Source organism: Algoriphagus sp. PAP.12, from assembly GCF_026652115.1.
In the GTDB taxonomy this organism is placed as follows: Bacteria; Bacteroidota; Bacteroidia; order Cytophagales; family Cyclobacteriaceae; genus Algoriphagus.
On the sequence record NZ_JAPPSQ010000008.1, the window covers coordinates 23422 to 50049 of the forward strand.

Consider the following 26628-nt stretch of genomic DNA (forward strand, 5'->3'; position numbering starts at 1 on the left):
ATCTTTGGAGCCTAAATAATTCATGTAATGAAGAAAATTTCTATACTCCTATTACTTTCCATTTTTATGGGAACAGGGGTGTCCGCTCAGGAAACCGCTGAAAAACCTAAGCTAGTTGTTGGAATCATCGTCGATCAGATGAGGCAAGAGTACCTCTATAGGTTTGCTGACAGGTATTCTGATGGAGGATTCAAAAAGCTTATCGGAGAAGGATTTATGATGAAAAACGGGCATTATAATTACATCCCTACTTACACCGGGCCAGGTCACGCTTCTGTATATACAGGAACAACACCCGCAACCCATGGTATCATTGGCAACAACTGGTATGTAAGAAGTCTTGACAAGTCAATTTATTGTGCTGAAGACAGTACTGTTTACAACATTGGAGGCACTCCAGCTTCTGGACAGATATCACCAAGAAACCTATTGACTACAACCATCACGGATGAGTTGAGGTTCTCTACAAATAAAAGGTCAAAAGTCGTTGGTCTAGCTATAAAAGATCGTGGCGCAAGTTTGCCTGCGGGTCACCTAGGCGATGCTTATTGGTATGATAGCAACAATGGAGAGTTTATGACTTCTTCTTATTACAAGGAGGACCTTCCTGCTTGGGTAAAAGATTTCAATGCTCAGAAAAACCCGGACAAATACCTTTCTCAAACTTGGGAAACACTTTATTCTATCGACACTTACATCAATAGCATTGATGACAACAATGATTTCGAGGCTCCATTTGTCGGAAAAGACACACCAACTTTCCCTTATGATCTAAATGCATTGAGAGAAAATAATGGAGGATATGGATTGATCGCCTCCACTCCATTTGGAAATCAATTGACTTTGGATTTTGCTTTAGCTGCTTTGGAAGGAGAAAAACTAGGTGAAGGGGATGTTACAGATTTTCTTGCTGTCAGCTTTTCTTCCACAGATTATGTTGGCCATAGATTTGGGCCTACTTCCAAAGAATTGGAGGACATCTATTTGAGATTGGACTTACAAATTGAAAGCCTTTTGAATCATCTGGATGAAAAATTAGGAGAAGGAAACTATGTAGTATTCCTTTCTGCCGATCATGGTGTCGCAGATGTGGCCACTTATATGGAAAGCCAAAATGTACCAGCTGGCAACTTGAATGTTGGCTATGTAGTAAGTCAGGTGAAAGGCTATATGAATACCGTTTATGGAGAAGGTGACTGGGTATTGAATGCTTCCAATGAGCAAATCTTCCTAAACCATAAATTAATCAGAGACAACAAATTGAATTTGGCTGATATCGAAGAGGAATTGGCAACATTCCTTTTGAGGTTCAGAGGAATTAAAGAGGTGTACACCGCCCATACATTGAAAACAAATTCGTTTACTGAATTAAGACCTCACCTTCTTCAGATGGGATACAATCACAAAGCTTCAGGTGATATTATGTTGATTTTGGAGCCATCATGGTTGACAGGCGGAGCTAGAGGCACTTCTCATGGAACCGGTTTCTCCTATGACACCAATGTCCCTATTCTATTCTATGGATGGAATATTCCACATGGAAGTTCAACTCGCTATGCGACTATAACTGACATCGCTCCGACACTTTCGATGCTGCTTGAAATTAGACTTCCAAACGGCGCCACAGGCCAACCAATTCAGGAAATCGTTCATTAATCAAACAAACCATAAAAAAACCAGAATGAATTCATTCTGGTTTTTTTATGTCCTTTCGGTATTTATTTAATCTTCAGTCCAACTCATTGGGTAATCCTTATCCACAAATTCCAAAGCATCGGTAGTAATCTGCAATGGCCTAAAGGTGTCGAGCATCACTGCGTATTCCTCGGTAGATTTTGCGCCGATAGATTTCTCAACCGTTCCTGGATGAGGCCCATGAGGAAGTCCTCCCATATGTATAGTGAATGAGCCTCGATCGATCCCTTTCCGACTCATAAACTCTCCTTCCGCGTAATACAATACCTCATCCGAATCGATATTACTATGATTGTAAGGCGCAGGTATCGCCAATGGGTGATAATCAAACAAACGAGGAACGAATGAACAAATCACAAAGCCCCAAGCCTGAAAAGTTTGATGAACTGGTGGTGGCTGATGGATTCTACCCGTAATCGGTTCAAAATCATAAATCGACAAGGCGTATGGATACAAATAGCCATCCCAACCCACGATATCCAAAGGGCTATGATCATAGGAATATTGATGCAACATCCCCTGTTTTTTGATCTGAACCAGATAATCTCCCTTTCCCTCTTCAATGTGCAATTCATGAGGCGGACGAATATCTCTTTCGCAATAAGGAGAATGTTCCAACAACTGCCCTACTTCATTTCGATATCTCTTGACCGTTTCGATTGGACCATGAGACTCTACGATCAAAAGGCGCAGAGAACCTTCATCTTCAAATTCAAATCGGTAAATAGTCGTCCGAGGGATCACTACATAATCTCCTTTACCCACTTCCAGTTTCCCAAACTGAGAATAAAGAACACCCTTTCCATCATGAATGTAAATCAACTCATCCCCATCCGCATTTTTGAAATAAGAATCCATCTTCCTTTGCTTCGGAGCACAGATCCCCATCATCACATCATTGTTTTTCATCAACATTCTGCGAGCACTCAAATAATCCTCTCCAGAAGTTTCAACTCCAGAAGTTTTCAAATGAGTCTGGTTCAACCCATGCTGATCAGCGACTTTCCAATCATAGGGAATTGGCTTTCCGATGGATCGAACCGAATTGGGATTATAAATGTGATAGAGATTTGAATAGATACCGGAAAAGCCTTTGGAACTTACGAGCTCTTCCTTGTAAAGACTTCCGTCAGGCTGTCTGAACTGAGTATGCCTTTTAGGCGGAATCTTGCCTAACCTGTGATAGTATGCCATGATTAATTTGGGTTTATTGGAGCAATTTACAATTCTCCTTTTAGGGTAAAAAATAGGAAATCAAAAAGTCCATTTAAATCAATCGATCCCTTTTGTTCAAAAACATTTTCTTTTCGCAATAGATTAATCTAGCTTAAGATGACAATCCCAAAATACCATGAAAAGACATTTTGCCTTTCTTGCACTTCCTTGCCTTCTGTTCTCGATTGAGTCATTTTCCCAAAAACTCATCTGGTCAGATGAATTCGATAAGAATGGACTTCCAGATCAAACCAAGTGGACTTATGATGTTGGCGACTCTGGCTGGGGCAATAATGAGTTGGAGTTTTACACGGAAAAAGATCTGAAAAATGCCAGGATAGAAAATGGCATATTAATTATTGAAGCTAGGAAAGACGACTCTAAGCCAAAAGGCTTTACATCTGCAAGAATGCTGACCCGTGGAAAGGCTTCATGGGAATATGGTTATTTTGAAATAAAAGCCAAACTTCCAGAAGGAATTGGAACTTGGCCTGCCATCTGGATGCTTCCCGAAGAAAATAAATACGGTGGCTGGCCCAAAAATGGAGAAATCGACATCATGGAACATGTCGGCTATGATCCGGGGACAGTTCATGGGACTGTTCATACCGAGGCTTTCAACCATGTCAAGGGAACTCAAAAAGGAAAGCAAATTCAGGTCTCTAGTTTTCATGATGAATTTCATGTTTATGCTATCAACTGGACAGAGGAGAAGATCGACTTTTATCTGGATGGTGAAAAGTACTTCACTTTTGGAAATACAGGAGGGGGTTATCAAGAATGGCCCTTTGATCAACCTTTCCATTTAATCCTCAATATCGCTGTTGGTGGAAATTGGGGTGGTCAAAAAGGAGTTGACCCTGATATTTGGCCACAAAAGATGGAAATAGACTATGTAAGGGTATATGATGCGATTCCTTCTAAAGAAGACTAAGTATCTTTGCCTTGGGAATCTCTGGAAGATTTCCTATACTAAGTAAAATAGCTTGTTAGTAATACTAATTATATGCCTGACACGAGACTGAGAAAGAAAAAAATCCGAGCCCTTTTGATTATCAGCGTATTGCTCCTATTGATCTACGCCAAAAACCTAATTGAGCGTCAATCATTTAGAAGCATCAGCTCCACTTTCACGGAGGTTTACAACGACCGGCTGGTTGTTGTCGGCTATATATTTGAGATTTCAGAGAGCCTTTTTCAGATCCAAAAACTGGTAGATCACTGCAACTTGGATTATGATTATTCCAAAGTGCTAAATGAAATCCAAGGTCAAGAGGCAGCGATTTTAACAATCATAGAAGATTTCGAAAAAACGAAACTTACCCCGAAGGAGGAAGAATATCTCGGTGAGTTCAAGAAGATCATTGTAAACGACCTCAATATCAAATCCTATGATCTACTATACAGTGACTCGACTGGAGTGAATATCAATCAGGTCAAATTATATGATCAAAAAATCTCTTTAGCGAGAAAAGACTTGGACAACCTCAACAATATTCAGCTAGAAGAAGGCGAAAAATTAATCAGCAAAGCCAAAGTCTTGATTAACAGATCTCAGATCTGGGCTCAATTTGAAGTGGCTCTGCTGATTATCTTAATTATTGTAATGTTTCTATTGGTCTTCAGAAAATCAGAAGACACAAAAGGGATGATTTAATATTCCAATTTGCTCAAGTATGCGGCATTTTTCTCTGCTGCCTGCATAGGAGTCACGCCATCGAATTGTTCTTGCTCCACGATGTAATATTCCATTCCCAAGCTTTGAGATTCCTTGATCAACTTAGCGAATGGGATTTCTCCTTGACCTAATAGAACGCCTCTTTCGTGCGGATTTTCAATCCCTGCTGCAGCATCCTTCACATGGCATAGACGGAAACGATCTTGATATTTTTTCATGTAGGCTTCTGGATCCACCCCAGCTACATACACCCAATAGATGTCCATTTCGAAATCCACTAAAGCAGGATCTGTATTATCCATCAATACATCTTGAGGCAATTGACCTTCTTGATCTACAAAAGTATAGTCATGGTTATGGTAAGCAAACTTTAATCCGTAGCCTTTTAGGGTCTCTCCAATTTGATTGAATTGCTCAGCGATTGCTTTGTATTTATCTAAAGAATCCTGACCTCCAATCCATGGGCAGATCAAATATTTCATTCCAACTTCGGCAGCCTGTTCAGCTTGGGCTTCAAGGTTTTTGAATACATCACAGTGAGTGGCAACGAAATCTACTCCAATCTCCGAATTCAAAGATTTAAATTCTGCCGTTTCCATGCCCCAAAGGATCCCTTTTCCTCCATCAAAACCTTCAAATTGCTTATATCCATAAGAAGCCAATGCTTTCATAGTTTCTTGAGGATTTTCAGCCATTTGATCTTTTACAGAGTAAAGCTGAATACCAAACGCTTTCAAAGTTTGGGCTACAGTCTCAGGATCTGTTACAATGGTTTCGCCCTCTTTCTTAGCTGGGGAGCAAAACTGCATTGGCATCAAAGCAGCTCCCAGGCCCATTAAAGAGCCCATTTGGATAAATTTTCTTCTACTAGGTTTGTTCATAATCGAAAAAGCCTGCCCCATTGGAGCAGGCTTTGTATTTATAGGTTAAAATTATATTGCGTATGTCTTGTCACCCGGCTTCAAATCGATGCATCCATCGTATCTGCCTGGAACTTCTACATAATTCAAAGCTTGAGTAGCTCCGATTTCAGAAGTAAAGTAACCTAATACAGTCAAATCTCTCAACATATTTATGATAGCTGGCTCAGTTCTTCCAGAGCTCTTAAACTGTTCATAAAGACCGTTCAGATAATCTAAACGAACTTCATGGGAAGCAGCCTCAAACTCTTCACCATTCTCCTGCTTGAATTCCTTTCGGATTTTATTCAAACCATCCACAAATGTCTTTTGAGCATCGGCGTCATAAGTATCTTTCACCATCATTACCATAAAGGAACCGATACCCACCGCAGCTGCACCTGGAGTATCAGTTTCAGGAATAATGGTATCTCCAAGCAAATCCATGAAAGCAATATCTTCAGGACTAAAGTTTAACCCCTCGATTTGCTTATCCGGAGCACAACCTGTCAGGATAGCTGTAGCACCTACCATGGTTCCTCCCATCATTAGGACTACACTTTTCAATGCGTCTCTTCTATTCATAGTCATAGCTTTTTCTTTTTTAGATTAGAGATTACGCTTTTTCAACTCTTCCACTGCAAAGTTTGCAGCTCTTGCTGTAAGCGCCATATAGGTAAGTGATGGGTTTTGCGCAGCAGCAGAGGTCATACATGCCCCATCTGTTACAAACACGTTTTTAGCTTCCCACACCTGGTTGTTTCCATTCAAAACAGAAGTTTTGGGATCTCTACCCATTCTTGCTGTACCCATTTCATGAATACCTTGGCCGAATGTATAGCCATTATCATAGGTATTGATGTTTTTCACACCGGCGATTTCCAACATTTCGGCTGCATCAGCCATCATGTCTTTTCTCATTTTGATTTCATTCTCCTTGATTTCAGCATTCATCACCAAAGCTTCCATACCCCATTTATCTTTTACGGTATCGCTTAGCTTGATGGTATTTTCGTGATAAGGAAGAATTTCTCCAAATGCCGTGAATCCAATACTCCAAGGCCCTGGTTTAGTCAAAGCATTTTTCATAGGTGCTCCGAAGTTCAATTCAGCAACATCACGCGTCCAGCCACTTCTACTTGCACCACCTTGGTATCCAAAGCCTCTGACATAATCTCTCTTTTCACCATTTAGGTTTCTAAATCTCGGGATGTAAAGTCCAGTAGGTCTTCTACCGAAATAATACTTATCATCGTAGCCTTCCACAGTACCTCCAGCTCCCAAACGGAAATGGTGATCCATTACGTTGTGACCCAATTCACCTGAACTAGAGCCCAAACCTCCTGGCCAAATATCAGTGGCAGTACGCATCAAGATAGCAGTTGAGTTAAATGCTGATGCACAAAGGAAGATGATTTTAGCATCGTACTCAATAGTCTGATTTGTTTCAGCATCTACTACCTCAACTCCAGTTGCTTTTTGAGTGTCTTTGTCATAAATCAATCTTCTCACAATTGACCAAGGTCTCAAGGTCAAATTACCTGTAGCTTTTGCAGCTGGCAAAGTCGAAGCTTGTGTACTAAAGTATCCTCCGAATGGACAACCCAAAGAACATTTACTTCTATATTGACAGCCTGGGCGACCCGGCAAAGGCTGGGTAATATTTGCAGGACGACCCATAATCCAGTTTCTTGCACCTTTATAATGGTCCTTGATTTTCTGGACTGCATCGGTCTCCACACAGTTCATCGGCATCGGAGGCATAAACTCCCCATCTGGAAGAATTGGTAGCCCATCTTTATTTCCCGAAATCCCTGCAAATTTTTCAACATAAGAATACCAAGGTGCAATGTCCTTGTATCTGATTGGCCAATCTACAGCAATTCCTTCTTTTCCATTTGCCTCAAAATCTACATCAGCCCATCTATAGGACTGTCTACCCCAAAGAAGAGATCTACCTCCAACTTGGTATCCACGGAACCAAGTAAATGGTTTTTCTTCCACATAAGGAGAATCATCTTCATGAGCCCACCAGTCTAGATTTCGCTCATCCAACACATAATCTCTACGTAAATTCGGGTGATTTTCTAGCATTTCTTGGGTTCTTCTTCCTCTGTGAGGAATTTCCCAAGGTGGTAATGTGGCAGATTTGTAGTCTTTGATGTGCTCCACATCCGGTCCTCTTTCAAGCAAAAGGACTTTTAATCCTTTTTCTGTCAGCTCTTTTGCGGCCCATCCTCCACTGATCCCTGATCCAACTACAATTGCATCATACGATTCATTAGCCATAATTTGGTATTTAAGGTTATTAGTAATTTAAACGTCGCATACTTGAACTGCTTGTGCTAAAGCAGCAAGTTTATCTTTTGATTTTGGAATGAATTCATGAGAGACATATCCTTTGAAACCTGAATCTACAATCGCTTTCATGATTGCTGGATAATAAATTTCCTGATTTTCATCCAGCTCATTCCTCCCTGGATTTCCTGCAGTATGATAATGTCCGAAGTATTGGTGATTATTCTGAATCGAGCGGATAATATCGCCTTCATCAATCTGCATGTGATAGATATCAAACAATAATTTGAAGTTCTCACTTCCAATCATTTTGCATAACTCGACTCCCCAAGGAGACTTATCACACATATAGTCTTTGTGATTTACTTTGCTATTCAAAAGCTCCATTTGGATGATCACTCCATGCTTTTCTGCCAAAGGAAGAATCTTCTTCAAACCCTCAGCACAGTTTTTCATTCCTACTTCATCATCCATTCCTCTTCTATTTCCAGAAAAACAAATCAAGTTCTTGTAACCATTTTTAGCTACAAGTGGAATCACTTCCTCATATCTTTTGATCAATTCTGAGTGATTGTTAGGATCATTCCAGCCATCTGGAATTCCTAGTTCAGCACCGTTACACATAGAGCAATCTACCCCATGCTTCTGTAGGATATGCCAATTATCCGGCCCAATCAGATCTATTGCATTAAATCCAATTTCCTTCACTCCTATGCAGAGTTCTTCGATGGTGAGGGGATTCATCGACCAATGGCAAACTCCATGGTTGATATTTCCTTTCAATTTATAGGGTTGTTTTTCTTCTTTCATTTCAAATGAAGACATGCTTCCGATAGCCGCTCCACCCAACAAAACTTTCTTGAAGCTTTCTCTTCTTCCTTGATTAATAGGTTTGGTCATTTGGGATCACTTTAATGTTTAATTTTCTCATCTCTGAAAAGAGTCATGAAAAATAGTAAAACCAAAACGGAAATACCAGAAGGAATTAACCAAATAGATTTCCATTGGTGATTCCCTTGCATATCTGAGTAAAAATCTGAAATCATTCCTGCAATCCAGAAGCCTATCAACATCCCAACTCCATAGGTTGCCAAGGTTATCAATCCCTGAGCGGAGGACTTATATTTTTCTCCAGCGTGGGCATCTGTGTATATCTGACCTGTCACAAAGAAAAAATCATAGCACACTCCATGTAAGGCAATCCCTAATAACAGAAGCCAAACTCCGCTTCCTGCATCTCCCAAAGCAAAAAACAAATACCTAATTGCCCAAGCAAGCATAGCAACAATCAATGTTTTTTTGACTCCAAATCGGGAAAAGAAAATAGGCAAAGCCAACATGAATAACACTTCTGACATCTGACCAATCGCCATCTTTCCAGTAGAATTTTCAACGCCGATTTCGGTTAAAAAAGGACTTGCGTTCTGATAATAAAAAGCCAAAGGAATACAGATCAAAATCGAGCTCAGGAAGAAAATAGCAAAGTTTTTATCTTTCAATAAAGACAAAGCATCTAGCCCGATGGCTTCAGACAATTTAAATTTATCAGCTCTCCCTGCTTTTGGTGGTGTATTGGGGAGTGTCATACTAAATATCCCCAAAGCCAATGATAAGTAGGACGCCATCAGCCAGGTGTTTTTCAACATCCCAGATTCCAATCCTTCCTTGCTATCCCAAGCAAATGCACTGATCAAAAAACCTGCTGCGATCCAGCCGATCGTTCCCCAAACACGAACCACGGAGAATTCCTTTTCAGGGTTATTCATCTGATTAAAGGAAATTGAATTGACCAAAGCCAGAGTCGGCATAAACAAAATCATATACCCTAATATCAACGGAAAGAACGCAGCGAAATCCTCACTTTGATACAATTGGTACATCAACCAAGCTCCAATCAAATGGATAACCCCTAAAATTCGTTGTGCCGGAAAATATCTATCAGCAATAAGCCCTACAAGAAAGGGAGCTATGATCGCACCAATGGATTGGGTTGTAAAAGCAAGCGAAATTTCCTGATCGGTGGCTCCTAGGTTTGCACCTAAATAAGTTCCCATCGTCACATACCAAGCACTCCATACAAAAAACTCCAAAAACATCATCGTGGATAAGCGGACTCGGATGTTTAGCTTCATAAAATCTTAGGCTTTCAATTGGTGAATGAATTGGATAGTTTAGAATTCGGTCTTTTTGCCTTATTTTAAGCTCATCCTTTGACAATTGAAAATAAGGTAGCTAAAAGTTTTCTCAACACCATTCATAACTGGATGGAACAATTGGTCAACTTATGCTCTGAGTCAATCTAAGTTCAGAGGTTTTTTTGATTCAGAATCAATTATTTCACTAAACAAAAAACCAGAAATTTACATACTGACCTATGTCAAAAACCAAGAAACTCAAAATCGGATTAGTCGGTGGAGGGCCAGGTTCTTTTATTGGAGCAATCCACCTAAATGGCGCTTTGATGGATGGCCTTTTCGAGCTAGCTGCAGGTGCTTTTTCTTCCAATCCTGAAAAATCAAAAATCAGAGGCGAAGAATTGATGCTGGATCCTTCCAGAGTATATGCCAGCTACGACGAAATGTTTGAAAAAGAGCTGGAGCTTCCGGAGGATGTACGTATTGACGTGGTGGTGATTGTTACTCCAAACAATTTACATTTTGATCCAACAGTGAAAGCCCTAAAAGCTGGTTTTCATGTGGCTTTGGATAAACCCCTTACCCTAAATTATCAAGAAGCCAAAGACCTTTACCACATCGTAAAAGCGAGTAATAAAAGATTCTTATTGACCCATACCTATTCTGGATACCCGATGATCAAGCAAGCCAAGCAAATGATCGCTGAAGGGAAAATCGGAAAAGTTTGGAAAATCTATGTGGAGTATCCTCAAGGCTGGCTTTACAAGCTTTTGGAAAATGAAAACAATAAACAAGCTGCTTGGAGAACCGACCCTAAAATCAACGGCCTAGCAGGCTGTATGGGCGATATTGGAACGCATGCTTTCCATCTTTCTGAATATGTCTCAGGATTGAAAATGGAAAAACTTTGCGCTGATCTTCATATCAAAGTAGAAGGAAGACCCATTGATGATGACGGAGTTGTCTTGATGAATTTTGACAATGGAGCTACGGGAATTCTGATGGCTTCTCAAACAGACACTGGACTTGAAAACAATCTTCGTATCCGAATTTTTGGAGATAAAGGTGGAATTGAATGGCAACAAGAGGACAATAACTCCTTGACAGTGCGTTATCCAAATCAGCCAGCTCAGATTTATAGAGCAGGAACAGGCTACCTTGGTTCTTTAGCCAATGAAAATACCAGAACTCCTGCGGGCCATCCTGAGGGATATATTGAGGCATTTGCTAACTTGTACAGAAATTTTGCGCGCTGTATCTATGCTGAAAGAGCTGGCGAAACGCCAAAACCTGAATGGGAGGATTATCCAGGAATTGAAGATGGTATTCGTGGAATGGCATTTATCGACCACGTGTTAAAAAGCACCGAATCCGATCAAAAATGGACTCCGTTCATTGTAGAAAAATAAAATCAAACCAATAAATAACCTTTTAGTATGAAGACGATTAAAGGACCTGCCATATTCTTAGCACAGTTTGCCGACGATGTGGCTCCTTTCAATAACCTTAAGAACATCTGTGAATACATGGCCGATTTAGGTTATAAAGGTGTTCAGATTCCATCATGGGATGGTAGATTAATTGATTTACAAAAAGCTGCGGAAAGCAAAACCTATGCAGACGAAATCGCTGGTATTGTAGCTGAAACAGGAATGCAGATCACTGAACTTTCCACTCATCTTCAAGGTCAGCTGGTAGCGGTTCACCCTGCTTATAATGAATTATTCGATGGTTTTGCTCCGGCAAACCTAAAAGGTGATCTGAAAGGAAAAACCGAATGGGCTACCCAGCAATTGAAATATGCAGCTAAAGCATCTTCAAATTTAGGACTGACAGCACATGCTACTTTCTCAGGAGCATTGATGTGGCACACAGTTTATCCTTGGCCTCAAAGACCAGCTGGATTAGTCGAGACAGGCTTTACTGAATTGGCAAAAAGATGGACTCCTATCCTAGATGAGTTCGACCAATACGGAATTGACGTTTGTTATGAGCTTCACCCAGGAGAAGATCTTCACGATGGAGTTACTTTTGAAATGTTCCTTGAAAAAGTAAACAATCACAAAAGAGCGAATATCCTTTACGATCCAAGCCACTTTGTGCTTCAATGTCTTGACTACTTGCAATTCATTGATTTCTACCACGATAGAATCAAAATGTTCCACGTTAAGGATGCAGAATTCAACCCTACTGGAAAACAGGGAGTTTACGGTGGATTCCAAGGATGGGTAGAGCGTGCAGGTAGATTTAGATCATTAGGAGACGGACAAGTTGATTTTAGCGGAATTTTTAGCAAACTTTCGCAGTACGATTACGATGGTTGGGCAGTCTTGGAATGGGAATGTGCCATCAAGCATCCTGAACAAGGAGCTGCAGAAGGCGCTCCATTTATCGATTCACATATTATCCGTGTAACGGAAAAAGCATTTGATGACTTCGCTGGCGTCGGCGCTGACGAGGAATTCAACAAAAAGATTTTAGGAATTTAAGAAAACCTTTTATTAATCAGTTTAACATGAAAATTACAAAACCATTAAATCTTGGATTGGTTGCATTGGCCGGATTGGCTTTTGCTTGTGGCGGTGGTGAAAAATCCGCAGAAACCACCAGTACTCCTGAGCCAGTAGCAGCAGCGCCTGCTCCAGCTCAAGAAATCAGCTTGGAAGACAAGTACAAAGACGATCCAATCTATATCAAAGGATTGGAAAAAATCAAAGGATCTGACTGTATGTCTTGCCATATGGTAGAGCGCAAGATTGTTGGACCATCTTATGCTGATGTTGCAGCTAAATATGAATCTACAGACGAAAACATCACTAAGCTTGCCACTAAAGTAATCGAAGGTGGAGTTGGCGTTTGGGGTGAAGTTCCAATGACTCCACATCCAGGCTTGAGCTTGGATGATGCGAAAGACATGGTTGCTTACGTGCTTCTTTTGAAGAAATAAGATGAAAAAAAATTATTGGATAATGACTATGGCAGCCGGTCTTATGATCGGCTGTTCTGGTCAAAAAACAGAAGAGACTACCGTTGAAGAGGTCGTTGTAGAAGAAACTCCAAAAGAAGAGTGGATCAAACTTTTCGATGGAGAAAGCCTTGCTGGATGGCACAAGTATAATGATGGAGCCCCTGGCAAATCCTGGAAAGCTGAAAATGGCGAATTGATCTTTGACCCGAGTGGCGAAGATGGAGGAGATATTGTCACTGATGAAGAGTATGACAATTTCCATTTGAAATACGAGTGGAAAATCTCTCAAAATGGAAATAGCGGACTGATCTTTTTCATCCACGAATCTCCTGAGATCCAAAGAACTTACCAGACAGGTCCTGAGATGCAAGTTTTGGACAATGATGGACATCCAGACGCCAAAATCATCAGCCATAGAGCAGGTGACTTGTATGATCTAATCGTTAGCAGTGAAGAAACAGTAAAGCCTGCTGGCGGATGGAATCAAGCTGAGATCATTGCTGACAACGGAAAGCTAACTCTTGTTCTTAACGGCGTCAATGTAGTAGAAACTACCATGTGGACTCCAGAATGGGAAGCTATGATTGCTGACAGCAAGTTTAAAGACATGGAAGGTTGGGGAACCTACAAGAAGGGGAGAATCGGACTCCAAGATCATGGAGATGAAGTTCACTTCAGAAATATCCTTTTGAAAAAATTATAAAAAAATGGTCCCGGAATTTTCGGGACCATTTTTTTTTTAGAGTCTGGTGATATTGTCTTTCCTGATAAATGCAGGTTTATTTTTCCATTCAATCTCATACCAGATATCTTTTCCTGATTTAATCTTAACGCGATGCCCCGGTTCTACCTGATCGATCAATTCTCCGCCCGCTGAAGGCTTGGAAACGATGAATGCAGGGCTATGAGTGATTAAACCGGCTTTAGGCCCCTGAAGGAAGTTATTAACCACAAAAATCACTACAATCAACAAGACTGTTGGCCAATAGGAGGCTGACTTTTCTATCTTCCTTCCCATCCACCAATTGGAGATGAGAGAAATCATCAGAAACAAAGTAAGAAGTCCTACAATAATTTCTTTGTACTCCACAAGAAATAACAAGAATCTCCCACCATCGCTTACATCATATCCATAAAGATTTGCCTGACCGGTCAACGTTTTGATTTTGGAAATCGTCTGAGCATTTGGATTCAGGTCATAATATTTACTGAGATATAAAGTCGCCTGCTCTTTGTCTCCCATCCCCTCAGCTATGAATGCCATTTTGAGCAACATTGCCGGTGAGTAGAGGCCATTTTGGTAGTTGGGGGCATAAATTTCCATGGCTTCTTTATAACTTCGCAGATCAAACAAAGAATCTGCTTTTTGAAGCTCATTTACATCTGCCTGACAATGAATACTTTGCAGAACAAATGAAAAAAATAATAAAAGTTTTGTGAGAAAGTTTGATTTGGTGTTTGGCATTTCGAAAACAGAGTCATAAATTTGCAGTCCAATTACGGCAATGATCTGACAAAAAGCAAGGTTAGTGAGCCACTTTGAAAAGATAAAATTTAAGGTTGAAGCGTTAAAAAACGTCAATTCCAAATTCAATGATTCCGTAGCTCAGCTGGTAGAGCATAACACTTTTAATGTTAGGGTCCTGGGTTCGAGCCCCAGCGGGATCACATAAAATTTAACTTGCAAGGAGTTAAAAAAGATAGTCGAAAATTAAAGTCATCGGGGTGTAGCGTAGCCCGGTATCGCGCCACATTTGGGATGTGGAGGTCGTAGGTTCGAATCCTGCCACCCCGACTTTATTTATTCAGGTCCGCTAGCTCAGCTGGATAGAGCAACTGCCTTCTAAGCAGTAGGTCTTAGGTTCGAATCCTAAGCGGATCACTTTCTACGAGCGGAATTCTGTTCCGCTTTTTCTTTGATTCCGTAGCTCAGCTGGTAGAGCATAACACTTTTAATGTTAGGGTCCTGGGTTCGAGCCCCAGCGGGATCACAAAAAGCAAGTCTTCGGGCTTGCTTTTTTGGTTTAAAAACGAGTCAATCATTTATTGAATCTTTTCAGCTCTACACAGAAAGGATTTTGAAGAGCAGGTCAATTGGACCTGCTTTTTTTGTTTTTAGACTTTTCATTTCTCCACTGCTTAATTTTTCATTTGGGAATCACCTGCTTTTTCGCAAATTTTCCACATGAGAAAAACCACCCTATTCTTGTTCTTAGCCATTTCTCTTTTTGGCTGCTCAAAAAAATTCGATGACAGTCATTTTTTAGACCCGGGCATATCGATTCAACTCGCAGACTTTAGGAAGGAACAAATCTCCGACATTCATTATCAACTGGACTTTTCTATTCCAGAAAAGCTAAAGGATCCAATACCTTCCAATCTAAATTTGGAATTAAACTTAAATAGGATTGATCAACCTCTTATTCTGGACTTCAATGAAAAGAGCTCACATCTCCTTTCTTTAAAGGTGAATGGAGTAGATTCTGAAATCCGTCATGAACAAGAACATCTCATCATTTCAACAGATTTACTAAAAGAAGGTGGAAACAATATCGAAATCGAATTCCTTGCGGGTGAGCTTTCTCTCAATAGAAATCAAGACTTTCTCTACACGCTACTGGTTCCTGATAGAGCAAGTACGCTTTTCCCTTGTTTTGACCAGCCAAATTTGAAAGCATACTATAGTCTGACCTTAACTACTCCCGAAGACTGGAAAGTCCTTGCAGGAGGGCAAGAAATTAGCCAAGAAAATAAAGGAGGGTTCACCAAGCACATCTTTGCAAAATCTGACTTGATGAGTACCTATTTATTCTCTTTTGTGGCGGGGGAATTTGAAGAGGCTATCAATACCGAAACACTACCTCAAAAAGTTCTTTACAGAGAAACCAATGCCGATAAAATCGAAGTAAGTATCCTTGAGCAATTCAAGCTTCATCAGCAAGCAGTCAATTTCTTAGAAGCCTATACAGACTAGATATTTCCATTTCAGAAAATCGACTTTGCTACGATCCCAATTTTTCAATACGGAGGAATGGAGCATGTAGGAGCTATCCAATACCGAGAAAGTGCTCTTTTCTATGATGAAAATGCAACGGAATCAGAATTACTGGGTAGAGCGAAATTAATTGGACATGAAACTGCTCATATGTGGTTTGGTGACTTAGTCACTATGAGATGGTTCAATGACGTCTGGATGAAAGAGGTATTCGCCAATTTCATGGCAGGAAAAATTGTAAACCCAAACTTCCCGAACATCAATCATGATTTACTCTTTTTGACCAGCAATTACCCTTCAGCTTACGCAGAGGACAGAACTTGGGGCACCAACCCTATCCGTCAGGAATTGGGTAATTTGAAAAATGCAGGCTCTCTCTATGGAAATATTATCTACAGCAAAGCACCTATCATGATGAGACAGCTGGAGGCTACGATAGGTGAAACAGCTTTTCAAAAAGGCATTCAAGAGTATATAAGGGATTTTGCCAACTCCAATGCCGATTGGAATGACTTGGTGACCAGACTGGACAAACAAAGTGACATAGACCTTGTCAAATGGAGCGAAGTCTGGGTCAATCAATCCAGCAGACCCATTTTCGAAGAGAATCTTCAAGTAGATGAAAATGGTAAAATTACCGAGTTTTCCATCAAGCAAACCGCTGAAGATGGAACAGCTAAAATTTGGCCTCAACTATTCGAAATCACATTCATTTATCCTGAAGAAACAAAGTCTTTTGCAATAAACATTCAGGACAAGACGCTTCAAATTGCTGAAGTAGAAGGACTGGATCAGCCAGAAGCCGTCCTGTATAACAGCAATGGAATGGGTTATGGGGTTTTCCCAGTTCATGAAGAAAGCATTGCCAAACTCACTCAATTTGAAGCAGAGGTAGGGAGGGCACAAACTTTCATCAATATTTATGAAAACACCTTAGTCGGTAAACTAAGCCCTGAAAAAGCACTTCAAAGTTTTCTTCTGGCATTGGAAAGTGAAGAGAATGAAATTCTTTTCCGATTAATATCAGGTTATACCTCTTCTATTTTCTGGGACTTCTTGGATGAGGATCAAAGAGATGAATTTCTTCCGAACTTAGAAAAATCAATCTGGAATCAGCTTCAAACTACCAAACCCTCCAATATCAAAAAAGGCTTATATTCACTTTATTCTGGAATTGCTTACAACTCGACAGGTATTAAGAAACTACATCAAATCTGGAGCTCACAATTGACCATTCCAAACCTGAAACTCAATCAAGATGATTTCACCAACCTTGCAATGAAGCTAGCAGTTTTCGGACATCCAGACTCTGAATCCATTCTTAAAAAGGAAAGAGAAAAACTTGAAAATCCAGATAAGATCAAAAGATTTGATTTTCTAGTACCTGCCCTATCTCAAGACGCATCCGTTCGAGACTCTCTTTTTGTGTCATTCAAAGATGCTAAAAACCGTGAAAAAGAATCCTGGGTATTGACAGCCTGTGACTACATCAATCATCCACTGAGGCAAGCTGAGAGTATCAAGCATGTACCTCTAGCCTTAGATTTGATCCAGGAAATTCAATTGACAGGAGATATCTTTTTCCCAAAAAGATGGGCTGTCTCTACTTTCGGTCAGTACCAAGATCCACGAGCTTGGAATGAAGTCCAAAGCTATCTGGAAAGCCACCCTGATCTTGATAAAAACCTTAGAAACAAAATCCTTCAAGCCAGTGACAATTTGAGAAGGGTCCAGGGTATCATTAAAAATTAAGTGGATCAAGGTGCTTGAAGTGCCCATTTTGCTTAATCTTTTCTTTGGCCCTTTCGACAGCTTTGATTGCAGGAATCATTCTTTTGAAATAAGAAATCAAATATTCCATCCTTTTGGACTCCTCTGGGATTTTCAATAGTTCTAATTCCTCTTCAATCTTTAATCCCACTTTGTGGGCATAGGTAAAGGACTGCACCGTTTTAGTATTGATTTCAGATGGATAATTCAGAAGGTACAAGATCTCTTTGAGGTAAAAAATAAACTCATAATTCTGAACCTCAGAGACCACTGGAATATTTGTTAAAAACTCAACCTCTCCACCGGCATACAATTTTCCTGGAGAAGGGTTGTCAAAAGACTTCAATTTAAAAACTCGAACACCTTTGGTTTTGATATCCAGCCTTCCATCCTCATAACGCTTGTAGACCTGATCCAAAACCACTTCTGTACCATACTCCGGTATTTTTCCTAGATAAGGACAAATCCCAAAAGAGAGATTTTCACCTTCAACATCTTTTAAAAGTTCTCTATACCGAGGTTCGAAAATATGGAGATTGAGATCTTCTCCTGGAAACGCAACTAGTTTTAATGGAAATAATGGAAGATACATAGTGATACTTTACACCCTATTGAAAACGAAACATTTCATCCATTAGTTTTTAGTCATAAAAAAAGCCCCGACTGGCGGGGCTTAATTCTTATTTCTTAGCTATGTAAGTCAAAAGGTCAACAACTTTGTTGGAGTAACCCCACTCGTTGTCATACCAAGATACAACTTTCACGAAAGTATCAGATAGCTGAATCCCAGCTCCTGCATCGAAGATAGAAGTTCTAGCATCTCCTACGAAATCATTAGAAACTACTGCATCTTCAGTGTAACCCAAGATACCTTGCATAGAAGTCTCAGAAACTTCCTTCATTTTAGCACAGATCTCTTCGTAAGTAGCACCTTTCTTCAATCTTACAGTCAAGTCAACAACAGATACGTCCGGAGTAGGAACTCGGAACGCCATACCAGTCAATTTACCATTCAACTCAGGAATAACTTTTCCTACAGCTTTAGCTGCACCAGTAGAAGATGGGATGATGTTTTGACCAGCACCACGTCCACCTCTCCAGTCTTTAGCAGAAGGACCGTCAACGGTTTTCTGAGTAGCTGTAGTAGCGTGAACAGTAGTCATCAAACCTTCTTCGATACCCCAGTTGTCATTCAACACCTTAGCGATAGGTGCTAAACAGTTGGTAGTACAAGAAGCGTTTGAAACGAACACCATGTCATCAGTATAAGTATCTTCGTTCACACCCATTACAAACATAGGAGTATCATCCTTAGAAGGCGCAGACATGATTACTTTCTTAGCACCAGCATCGATGTGTCCTTGAGCAGTTTCCTTAGTCAAGAAAATACCAGTTGATTCGATTACATACTCAGCGCCAATTGCACCCCAGTTAAGGTTTGCAGGACTTTTTTCTGAAGTCACTCGGATAGCATTTCCGTTAACCACCAATTGTCCGTCTTTCACTTCCACAGTCCCTTTGAATTGACCGTGAGTGGAATCATATTTCAGCATGTAGGCCATGTATTCTACATCAATCAGGTCATTGATTCCTACTACCTGAATATCTTCGCGCTCTTGAGCCACTCTAAAGGCCAAGCGTCCGATTCTTCCGAATCCGTTGATTCCAACTTTAATCTTGCTCATAATTATTTTGATTATTGTATATAGGTTTGGATCTAAAAACTTTCCCCAGTCGGCCTCTTTCGGCCAAAAATCTTTGGGTCCGGCTAAGTTATTACAATTTTTCCGCTAGCCAAAACCCCAAAATAGGCTTTGACAATACTTGGGTGATACAATCGATTTCGAAAATTAAAAAAAACTTAAAATTTTGAAATTCACATGTATTCTTAGCCTTTTGGTTATTTTCAAAGAAATCAATTGACCAAAAATGTTTGTAAACGCAATCCAAGAAGTTTCAGGTTTTACCCGCGCAGTTCATTCTATTTCAAGGAGTTTTGGAAGCAACCAGATTCAAAGGGGCTCTGCTACACTTTTTTTCATCAATCAGGATGGCTGGGCGCTGACTTGTAAACATGTGGCCCAATGGATAGCTCAAGCTGAAAAAATCAATCAACGTCTAACTTCTTTTCAACAGCAAAGTCAAGACTTGAATGGAAAACAGCAGAACAACCTAGCCAAATCTTTAGGTCTTAGTCCTCAAAGCACCGCCGAAATGCGAATCACATTCGTCGATTGTATAGATAAAATGAGCAATCTCAAATTCATTTCTCATCCCGATTATGATCTAGCATTAATTCAGTTTGCAGGTTTTGACAAGCTTTTGATCAATACCACTCCCAAATTTCTTGAAAATGATCAGGCTGTTCAACCTGGCTCTATGCTTTGCAGATTAGGATTTCCTTTTCCGGAATTTTCAAATTTCAAATTCAATCCAGAAAAACGAGTGCTTGAATGGACCCAAGAAGGAGCTGCCAGATCACCTAGATTCCCAATCGAAGGAATGGTGACTCGATTTTTGGGAGGAAAAGAAGGAAAAGTTTATGGAATAGAAATGAGTACTCCCGGATTGAGAGGGCAAAGTGGCGGTCCCCTATTTGATACAGAAGGTAGAATTATCGGCATGCAAAGCCGAACAAAGCATCTTCATTTAGGATTTGATATTGAGGAAAAGGAAATTGTAGCCCATGGCAAAAGCAAAAAAATCAACGACTACGCTTTTATCCATTTGGGAGAATGTATCCATGTCAACGTCATCAAAGAGTTTCTGGATCAGCACCAAGTGAAATACGAAAAGGCATAAAAAAAACGGATCCCTAATCACCCCTGAAAAACGATCCGTTGAAAAATACTCTTTTGATTTACTTTCAAAAAGTTTTCAAAAGTCGGATTCCTCTAAGAAATGAATGTTGATTTTTCATATCCGTAGCACTTATTTAAATACCTGCGCAGGAACCTCCACTCATCTGTTTAATTTTCTTGTTGATTGCTGATTTTGCAGCAAAAACAGCGTCGTTTACCTTTCCTAAATCAATTAACCCATGATTAACTAACGCTTCTTCTTTCATCCAAACTTCAGGATTCTTCTTTCCCTTTGATTGATTGATCGCCCTCAAGGTAACTGCAATATTTTCCCGAAGATTGACGATTTCGGCAATCTCTTCATCAGTAAAATCATCCTTCAGTAAAGTATGGATCATCTCAGAAGGATATACATGATCATAATCATAAGGATCTCCGCCTCTGAGTTCATTTCCTGTGTAAGAATCGAAATAGAACGCTCTACCCCGCCCTTTCAAAACAGCCTCAGAATGGAGCTTGGCTTTAATTTTTTCAAAAGCCTTATTGATTTCTCCTCGATGATAGGGTCTTGACATGTTTTTAATTAAAGTGCTGGGGAATGAAACCCATTACTATGCCCATCAGGATGATGTGGACATTTCATAGATGTAAGATTGGCGAGACTTGGATTCGTGATCCCGCAAAATTTACAGGTATAGATCCGCTTCTCCCCTCCTTCGTATAGCTTATGCTTTCCCTGATTCGCTCCCCTTGGATGCCGAGGACAAGTCATACTGGTCAGCATTGTGATTGAAGGAGAAGGCGTACCGCAGTATTCGCAGAGGTGGGTGGGCATAGTTAAATATTTTCCAGATTAAATCTTCATTGTTAGTCTCCAACTAAAAATGAAACCATTAAAAAATCTATTAGAAAGTAAAGAATCAAAAAAAACAAACCCACCCATCCCGACAAGCCTAAAAAACCTAAGATAAAAAATACTGGAATTATATATATCAGCACTAGGAACATCATATATAACACACCTAACAACACTCCTCTATCAGGGACGACTACTAAAACAACATAACCTATAATTGCAAGTAGGACTAAATAAGAAAACCATGAAAACAACTTCTGAGAATTCAAAAGATGAAAATTTCTTTTGATGCGCTTAGTAACAGTATACTCATGAAGTTGAGCCTTTTCCAAACCCATATCAACAACATAGGTCTTACCATTAACATCAACTAAATCATAATTATCAAAATAACTATCTCCAACCCTCGTTTTGCCATCAATAATATCAAAAAAAATCTTTTCCTCATTAGAAACACCAAAACTGGGTCCTGTTATATTAACCTCAATTTTAATTGGTCTATTCAAATCGCCTTCTTGAAGAATATCAAAATAAACAAGACCTTTAAATATAAAGACTGTTAAAATACTAAACAGTAAGTGTCTCATCTTGTGTCAACTTCTTAAAATTGGTTTCATTGGCTCCACTAGCGCCTCTCCAAAAATAGATTTAAAAAAGCTTTGACTTTTTTTCTTCTCTTGATATTCTAATAAAGATTCCTGATAAACCTTTAAGTTTTCCTCATATTCCTCTTTTAATCTTTTCTCCCTGAGTTTAATGGCTAATTCATGAGACCTTATAAAATCCTCGTTATCAAAGCTATTTGTGAAGTTTTGAATAATTTCATAGTAATCATACTCCAAATCCAGCATGATGATTTCAATTACCATTAAAAAAATCTCTTCTGTCTTTTTGAATTTACAACCCAGTTCCGTGTCATTTAATAGGTTATAAATTCTAGTAGAATACTCCTCATTGATTTCAAGAATTCTTTTTAATTCTTTTTCATCAATAGAGTTAATGTTTTCTTTAGCTTCCTTTTGGTATTTATCACTTTCCATAGATAGATTATTAAGGAAGGATAAACCAGCAGTTAGCCCAAGAAGAAGCAACTCTCCTTTTTGTTCTTTTGTGCCCCAGCTCATATGATATTGATTACCTTCTTTTGTTTGATTCCGAAACGGCTTTCGCAATATCTCCAATCACATCGATAAGTCGATTAAAGAAAGTGTACTTTGAATCTCTTTGCCCTTTTTCATAGGCATTTCTTGAGCCTCCCCATTTTGATGAATAATCTCCTTTTGCCATTTTTTTTGATTTAGTTTTGGTCATCGTCCACTTCCTCATCATCAATGCAATCGCATTCTGGACATTCGTGGCAAAATCCATTATGAAAACCGTCTCGCTTCCACATCGCGGACAATCAGTGTTTAACAAGCCCATTTCTTAGATATATTTTGAGGAAGATAAATCGTTGAGATTTATCAAATAAACAGATTTAACACCTGCCCCAAAACCCTGTATAAGTGTCGCTTTTTACCCACAAAAAATCACCACGCGCACCTCACATCCATTGGAACTGGAGTGAATTTGGAGGCTTTTGGTAGTATAGCCTAGTAAAAGACTGAGCTTTTCACGGATCATTTTAATGCCTTTGGGTTCATGGGTTCCCCCTGTGTTTTGCATACCTGTACCATTGTCCTTGACGATACAGAGAAGGCGATGATTGGGCAAGAGATCATAAGTGATCGTCAATTTGGGATTAGGGTGCTCGACAGCAAAGGCATGATTGAATACATTTTCCACCAAAGGCTGTATAATCATGGGAGGAATCAGAATTTCTTCATGCCGATTCAAAGCATTCCCAGAAATCGTCCAATGGACACGATTATCCATTCTTATATTTTCCACTTCGATGTAGCTTTTTAGATAATCAAGCTCCACTTTCAACGTAATTTGGCTTTTACTGCTTTGATCTAGGGTACTGCGAATCAACCGGCTAAACTTGGTTAAGTAGTCTAAGGCCTGAGAAGTGTCTTTTTTCAAGATATAATATTGAATGCTATTGATCGCATTGAAAATAAAATGCGGATTCATCTGGGATTGCAATGCTTCCAGTTTGAGCTCAGTCAATCTTTCCTTGAGCTGAGACCTATTTTTCACTTGCTTCATCCTTATTTGGTAAATCAAGAAAAACAATCCTAATAAGCCCAATCCAATTAAAATCAAAAACCAATTTTGCAAAAAGTAAGGCCTAGCAATTGAGAAGCTAAGCAATTCTGACTTTGAAATTTTCCCGGAAAACAAATCCTGAGTTTCCACCTCCAATTGATAATAGCCTGAGGGCAGAAAAGTCAATTCAATGAGCTGCTCATCACTAAACTCTGTCCAATCCGCTTCGGGTTTGATTCGAAAGCGGTATCGAAGTCTACTTTCACTCAAATTTCCATTTGGATGGAAGCGAATTGTCAGGGAATTTTCTTGAGAACCCAGATTCAACTGTCCTCCCTGATAGACAAACCAACGAAATTGAGATGCCGAAATAGGTTTTGCGTTGACCTTAAGCTCAGATATAGCCAATTGAACAGGAACATATTCCTTTGAAATCAACTTTGGAATATCCAGCACATACAACCCCTTGTCCAGCCCGATATACAATTTATCACCAATCCGCTTCGCATTTTTGTAAACTCGATCAAAATCACCTCCACTTTGAGACCAAAATCGAATCTCATCTCCCTTCAAAATATGAAGACCAAGTTCGGTTCCGATAAGGAATACATCTTGGAAGGATTCGATAAAAAGAATAGAGGTTCCCAACAACTCTTCTTTCGGCCATTTTCTCAGGATTTCGAATTCTGAATCGACTTGAATCTGATAAAGATCTCCAAACTCTGTCCCAACCAGCAGCTCCCCTTCTCCCAAATCATGCAAGGTTTTAAACTTCAATTCCCCCCAGATGTCGGCATTTTTGTAGGACAAAAACTTCTGATTTTCATACTGATACAACCCATGGAAGACGGAGGCTAAAAAAGTCCGGTTTTGTGAAGTGATCACTTGCGCTATTTGCAATGGAGTGTGAGGATGATCTGGCTGATAATAGCGGTATTCCAACTCGGCTGGATCGGAATAAATACGAACCCCGGCATAAGGACTTGTCTCCAATAATTCGCCTGATGGAGTGAAACCAATGGTATAGGCATGAACCGGAAGGTAGTTCTGGACCTTTCCATCTTGGCTCAACTGAAAAATCCCAATATTCGAATTTGCCCAATAGGATCCCGCCTGCTGATGCAATTCGTAAAACTCAATCTCTTCGGCAGGAATATTCGGGTCCAATTCAAAAAAACCATCACTATGTTTGGGGATTTGGGAAGGATAAAACCTGTAGAACTCTTCTTGTTTTTCCTTCAAGTCTACTGCTTTGGCAAATCTCACATCACCATTTGCATCACGAATTTCAAGCCCATGATTCGTCAAAATGCCGAACTTCTCGCTGTCTCCTGCAAGCCCCTTTACTTCTAATTGATCCAGTTTCTCATAGATGATTGCATCATCCAATCTAACCTGATAAAGACCTTTGGTTTGAGAGCCAAGAAAAAGCAAATTCCGATCTTTGTCGATAGCCCCCGCTTGAATAAATTTGGACTCAACACCAAACCAAGCATTGAGATTTTCCAAAATCCCATCACTATAGCGAAACACCCCTCCATCTTTGGAAAATGTACTGGCAGCAATCAGTAAACTTTCTCCTTGGAGACCTTCCAGTTCTTGCCAGACAATGGACTGCCCGAAGCTATCAGAAGGAATCTCTCCTTTCAAAAAATCAGGAAGTCGTACTTTCTTGATAGACCCTTTATCCGCCAAAAATAAATCTTCCCCCTTCTGAAAAATTGAATAAATCGGAAACCATTCATTTACAAGAGAGACTTTGGAACTATGGCCTGAGAGGTCCAATCTATAAGTTCCACTGCGATATGTGGTAAAAAACAATTGGCCTCCATTTTCAAAAAAGCCAGTTGTATAATTGAGATCATTTTCCTTTTGAGAAGAGGTAATAGGTTGAATGCTAAAAGTTTTAATATCAGCAATACTAACTCCATCTTCAGTCCCGATTAGCATCAGATCCTGATAGGCATAAAATCGTCTGATCCTATTATCAGTCAAGCCATCATCTTTCGTGAAAACATGAAATTCACTCCCGTCAAAGACAGAGACCCCTCCACCATAACTTCCAAACCACAGATTTCCATTTTTGTCTTCGGCTATGGCCCAGCAACTATTAAAGCCCAAACCATCTTCCTCAAAGAAGTTTTGAAAAATACCATTTTCATATTTGGAAAGCCCGTTTTCAGTACCAATCCACAAAATCCCCCTAGAATCTACCAAAAGCGATCTGATAGCATTATTGGGAAGCCCATCGGCTGTAGTAAAATTATGAGATGGAACCTGCTGAGAATGTACTGAACCTCCTACCGCTAGGAAGATCCAAAAAAGAAAAAACAGCTTCTTAATAAAAACCATCTTTCAAATTTGCACTCTTCCTAACAGAAACAGAGATTTTGTCGCCGTTCTTCAAGACCATTATCCCCTCCCTTTTCTCATAGCGATGCATTTTGGTACAATTCACCAGGATCTTATCATGCACCCGAGTAAAAAGATTACTGGACTTTAACCGTTTTTCATAATGGAGCAAAAGCTTGGTGACTGTTAGTTTTTCTCCGCTTTCTAAATGAAACACAGTGTAGTTACCAGAAGCCTCCAAATAAAGAATCTCATCCAAAGAGACAAAGTCTTCGTGCGTTTGGGATTTCAGTCTGATCATTTGATTTCCACGAAGCTGGCTCTCCAACTTCACCTCAGCGTCTTCTTTAGACTTAAGTTTATTCAGGTACCGAGAAATTGTCTTGTTGAGCTCGATTACATCGATTGGTTTAAGCAGATAGTCAAATGCTTCATTTTTAATTGCTTCTATTCCATAATCCTGATGGGCTGTTGTAAAAATCACCTCAAATTCTCTATGCGGAACACTTTCAAGCAAATTAAATCCATTTTTTTGAGGCATTTGGATATCTAAAAAAATCAGTTCCGGCTCATACCTCTGGATTTCCGGCAAGGCTTGATCCACAGAATTACATTTTGCAAGTACTTCAAATTTCCCAGGGAAATTCCTATCTAAAAGAATTTCCATTGAGTCTAAGGCATGATTCTCATCATCAACAAGAATTGTTCTGATCATTTATTGTATGTGTTTTTAAAAATTAAGATTGAAAAATTAATTCTAAAAGAATGAGAAATTATACCAGTGTAATGTTTTAATAAATAAGCGAATGGTCTTT

General features: G+C 39.7%; 26 protein-coding genes and 4 tRNA genes. 14 read left to right on the forward strand and 16 right to left on the reverse strand.

Translation table 11 applies throughout. From position 1 onward, the window contains the following. The first annotated feature begins 27 nt into the window (after positions 1–27). Positions 28–1656, forward strand: coding sequence for an alkaline phosphatase PafA (pafA, locus tag O0V13_RS11130; RefSeq protein ID WP_268035045.1), 1629 nt, complete (start codon positions 28–30; stop codon positions 1654–1656). A 66-nt stretch (positions 1657–1722) separates the two neighbouring features. Here the strand turns inward: pafA and O0V13_RS11135 are convergent, their stop codons facing one another. Further along, a complete protein-coding gene (locus O0V13_RS11135; RefSeq protein WP_268035046.1) occupies positions 1723–2889 on the reverse strand; it encodes a homogentisate 1,2-dioxygenase in 1167 nt (388 codons plus the stop codon). 157 nt (positions 2890–3046) lie between these two features. On the opposite strand from O0V13_RS11135, the gene O0V13_RS11140 reads away from it, so the two are divergent. Next, positions 3047–3844: a glycoside hydrolase family 16 protein gene (locus tag O0V13_RS11140; protein ID WP_268035047.1), complete on the forward strand. Its 798-nt coding sequence runs from the start codon at positions 3047–3049 to the stop codon at positions 3842–3844. Positions 3845–3916: 72 nt separating this feature from the next. Beyond that, positions 3917–4567 carry an MCP four helix bundle domain-containing protein gene (locus O0V13_RS11145; protein ID WP_268035048.1) on the forward strand — a complete coding sequence of 217 codons (651 nt, stop codon included), beginning with the start codon at positions 3917–3919 and terminating at the stop codon, positions 4565–4567. Here the strand turns inward: O0V13_RS11145 and O0V13_RS11150 are convergent. The 5 genes from O0V13_RS11150 to O0V13_RS11170 all read right to left on the reverse strand — a co-directional run bounded on the left by O0V13_RS11150 (position 4564) and on the right by O0V13_RS11170 (position 9917). Further along, positions 4564–5436: a sugar phosphate isomerase/epimerase family protein gene (locus tag O0V13_RS11150; RefSeq protein WP_268035049.1), complete on the reverse strand. Its 873-nt coding sequence runs from the start codon at positions 5434–5436 to the stop codon at positions 4564–4566. The two genes, O0V13_RS11145 and O0V13_RS11150, sit on opposite strands and share 4 nt — an antisense overlap. An 84-nt stretch (positions 5437–5520) precedes the next feature. Beyond that, complete coding sequence (locus tag O0V13_RS11155) at positions 5521–6078, reverse strand: gluconate 2-dehydrogenase subunit 3 family protein (protein ID WP_073570903.1); 558 nt, start codon at positions 6076–6078, stop codon at positions 5521–5523. An 18-nt stretch (positions 6079–6096) separates the two neighbouring features. Beyond that, a complete protein-coding gene (locus tag O0V13_RS11160) occupies positions 6097–7776 on the reverse strand; it encodes a GMC oxidoreductase (protein WP_268035050.1) in 1680 nt (559 codons plus the stop codon). Positions 7777–7803: 27 nt separating this feature from the next. After that, on the reverse strand, positions 7804–8685 hold the full coding sequence (locus tag O0V13_RS11165) for a hydroxypyruvate isomerase family protein (protein WP_442780922.1): 882 nt from the start codon (positions 8683–8685) through the stop codon (positions 7804–7806). A gap of 11 nt (positions 8686–8696) precedes the next feature. Next, the gene (locus O0V13_RS11170; RefSeq protein ID WP_268035051.1) at positions 8697–9917 is read right to left on the reverse strand and encodes a nucleoside permease; all 1221 of its coding nucleotides are present in this window, start codon (positions 9915–9917) and stop codon (positions 8697–8699) included. A 242-nt stretch (positions 9918–10159) separates the two neighbouring features. Between O0V13_RS11170 and O0V13_RS11175 the strand changes: the two genes are divergently transcribed. The 4 genes from O0V13_RS11175 to O0V13_RS11190 are packed head-to-tail and all read left to right on the forward strand — an operon-like array spanning position 10160 to position 13591. Further along, a complete protein-coding gene (locus tag O0V13_RS11175) occupies positions 10160–11329 on the forward strand; it encodes a Gfo/Idh/MocA family protein (protein ID WP_268035052.1) in 1170 nt (389 codons plus the stop codon). A 27-nt stretch (positions 11330–11356) separates the two neighbouring features. Beyond that, positions 11357–12409, forward strand: a complete 1053-nt coding sequence (locus O0V13_RS11180; protein ID WP_073570908.1) for a sugar phosphate isomerase/epimerase family protein — start codon at positions 11357–11359, stop codon at positions 12407–12409. A gap of 26 nt (positions 12410–12435) precedes the next feature. Continuing rightward, the gene (locus tag O0V13_RS11185; protein WP_268035053.1) at positions 12436–12867 is read left to right on the forward strand and encodes a c-type cytochrome; all 432 of its coding nucleotides are present in this window, start codon (positions 12436–12438) and stop codon (positions 12865–12867) included. 28 nt (positions 12868–12895) lie between these two features. Beyond that, complete coding sequence (locus O0V13_RS11190) at positions 12896–13591, forward strand: 3-keto-disaccharide hydrolase (RefSeq protein WP_268035054.1); 696 nt, start codon at positions 12896–12898, stop codon at positions 13589–13591. A gap of 36 nt (positions 13592–13627) precedes the next feature. On the opposite strand, the gene O0V13_RS11195 is transcribed toward O0V13_RS11190, so the two are convergent. Next, positions 13628–14152 (reverse strand): SH3 domain-containing protein, encoded by a 525-nt coding sequence (locus O0V13_RS11195; protein WP_268035055.1) that lies wholly within the window; start codon positions 14150–14152, stop codon positions 13628–13630. A 331-nt stretch (positions 14153–14483) separates the two neighbouring features. Here O0V13_RS11195 and O0V13_RS11200 point away from each other — a divergent pair. The 6 genes from O0V13_RS11200 (at position 14484) to O0V13_RS11225 (ending at position 17635) form a co-directional block, all read left to right on the forward strand. Continuing rightward, positions 14484–14556: transfer RNA gene (locus tag O0V13_RS11200), tRNA-Lys, on the forward strand. Between the two features lie 53 nt (positions 14557–14609). Continuing rightward, positions 14610–14683, forward strand: a tRNA-Pro gene (locus O0V13_RS11205). A gap of 13 nt (positions 14684–14696) precedes the next feature. Further along, a tRNA-Arg gene (locus O0V13_RS11210) sits at positions 14697–14770 on the forward strand. 36 nt (positions 14771–14806) lie between these two features. Continuing rightward, positions 14807–14879: transfer RNA gene (locus tag O0V13_RS11215), tRNA-Lys, on the forward strand. 194 nt (positions 14880–15073) lie between these two features. After that, the gene (locus tag O0V13_RS11220) at positions 15074–15862 is read left to right on the forward strand and encodes a hypothetical protein (RefSeq protein WP_268035056.1); all 789 of its coding nucleotides are present in this window, start codon (positions 15074–15076) and stop codon (positions 15860–15862) included. Further along, a complete protein-coding gene (locus O0V13_RS11225) occupies positions 15863–17635 on the forward strand; it encodes a M1 family aminopeptidase (RefSeq protein WP_268035204.1) in 1773 nt (590 codons plus the stop codon). On the opposite strand, the gene O0V13_RS11230 is transcribed toward O0V13_RS11225, so the two are convergent. After that, positions 17625–18245, reverse strand: a complete 621-nt coding sequence (locus tag O0V13_RS11230; protein WP_268035057.1) for an LON peptidase substrate-binding domain-containing protein — start codon at positions 18243–18245, stop codon at positions 17625–17627. The genes O0V13_RS11225 and O0V13_RS11230 overlap by 11 nt on opposite strands. Positions 18246–18333: 88 nt before the next feature. Next, the gene (gene gap, locus O0V13_RS11235) at positions 18334–19338 is read right to left on the reverse strand and encodes a type I glyceraldehyde-3-phosphate dehydrogenase (RefSeq protein WP_268035058.1); all 1005 of its coding nucleotides are present in this window, start codon (positions 19336–19338) and stop codon (positions 18334–18336) included. 244 nt (positions 19339–19582) lie between these two features. Between gap and O0V13_RS11240 the strand changes: the two genes are divergently transcribed. Further along, a complete protein-coding gene (locus O0V13_RS11240; RefSeq protein WP_268035059.1) occupies positions 19583–20455 on the forward strand; it encodes a S1 family peptidase in 873 nt (290 codons plus the stop codon). 133 nt (positions 20456–20588) lie between these two features. Here O0V13_RS11240 and O0V13_RS11245 read toward each other — a convergent pair whose 3' ends face one another. The 7 genes from O0V13_RS11245 to O0V13_RS11275 all read right to left on the reverse strand — a co-directional run bounded on the left by O0V13_RS11245 (position 20589) and on the right by O0V13_RS11275 (position 26528). After that, positions 20589–21029, reverse strand: a complete 441-nt coding sequence (locus O0V13_RS11245; RefSeq protein ID WP_268035060.1) for a hypothetical protein — start codon at positions 21027–21029, stop codon at positions 20589–20591. 8 nt (positions 21030–21037) lie between these two features. Continuing rightward, positions 21038–21289 carry a hypothetical protein gene (locus O0V13_RS11250; RefSeq protein WP_268035061.1) on the reverse strand — a complete coding sequence of 84 codons (252 nt, stop codon included), beginning with the start codon at positions 21287–21289 and terminating at the stop codon, positions 21038–21040. Between the two features lie 32 nt (positions 21290–21321). Beyond that, the gene (locus O0V13_RS11255) at positions 21322–21897 is read right to left on the reverse strand and encodes a hypothetical protein (RefSeq protein WP_268035062.1); all 576 of its coding nucleotides are present in this window, start codon (positions 21895–21897) and stop codon (positions 21322–21324) included. A gap of 6 nt (positions 21898–21903) precedes the next feature. Continuing rightward, positions 21904–22434: a hypothetical protein gene (locus tag O0V13_RS11260; protein ID WP_268035063.1), complete on the reverse strand. Its 531-nt coding sequence runs from the start codon at positions 22432–22434 to the stop codon at positions 21904–21906. Positions 22435–22444: 10 nt separating this feature from the next. Beyond that, the gene (locus O0V13_RS11265; RefSeq protein WP_268035064.1) at positions 22445–22678 is read right to left on the reverse strand and encodes a hypothetical protein; all 234 of its coding nucleotides are present in this window, start codon (positions 22676–22678) and stop codon (positions 22445–22447) included. A 147-nt stretch (positions 22679–22825) separates the two neighbouring features. Beyond that, positions 22826–25813 carry a histidine kinase gene (locus O0V13_RS11270; protein ID WP_268035065.1) on the reverse strand — a complete coding sequence of 996 codons (2988 nt, stop codon included), beginning with the start codon at positions 25811–25813 and terminating at the stop codon, positions 22826–22828. Then, positions 25800–26528 carry a LytR/AlgR family response regulator transcription factor gene (locus O0V13_RS11275; protein ID WP_268035066.1) on the reverse strand — a complete coding sequence of 243 codons (729 nt, stop codon included), beginning with the start codon at positions 26526–26528 and terminating at the stop codon, positions 25800–25802. Before O0V13_RS11275 ends, O0V13_RS11270 begins: the two co-directional genes overlap by 14 nt. Positions 26529–26628: the final 100 nt, after the last annotated feature.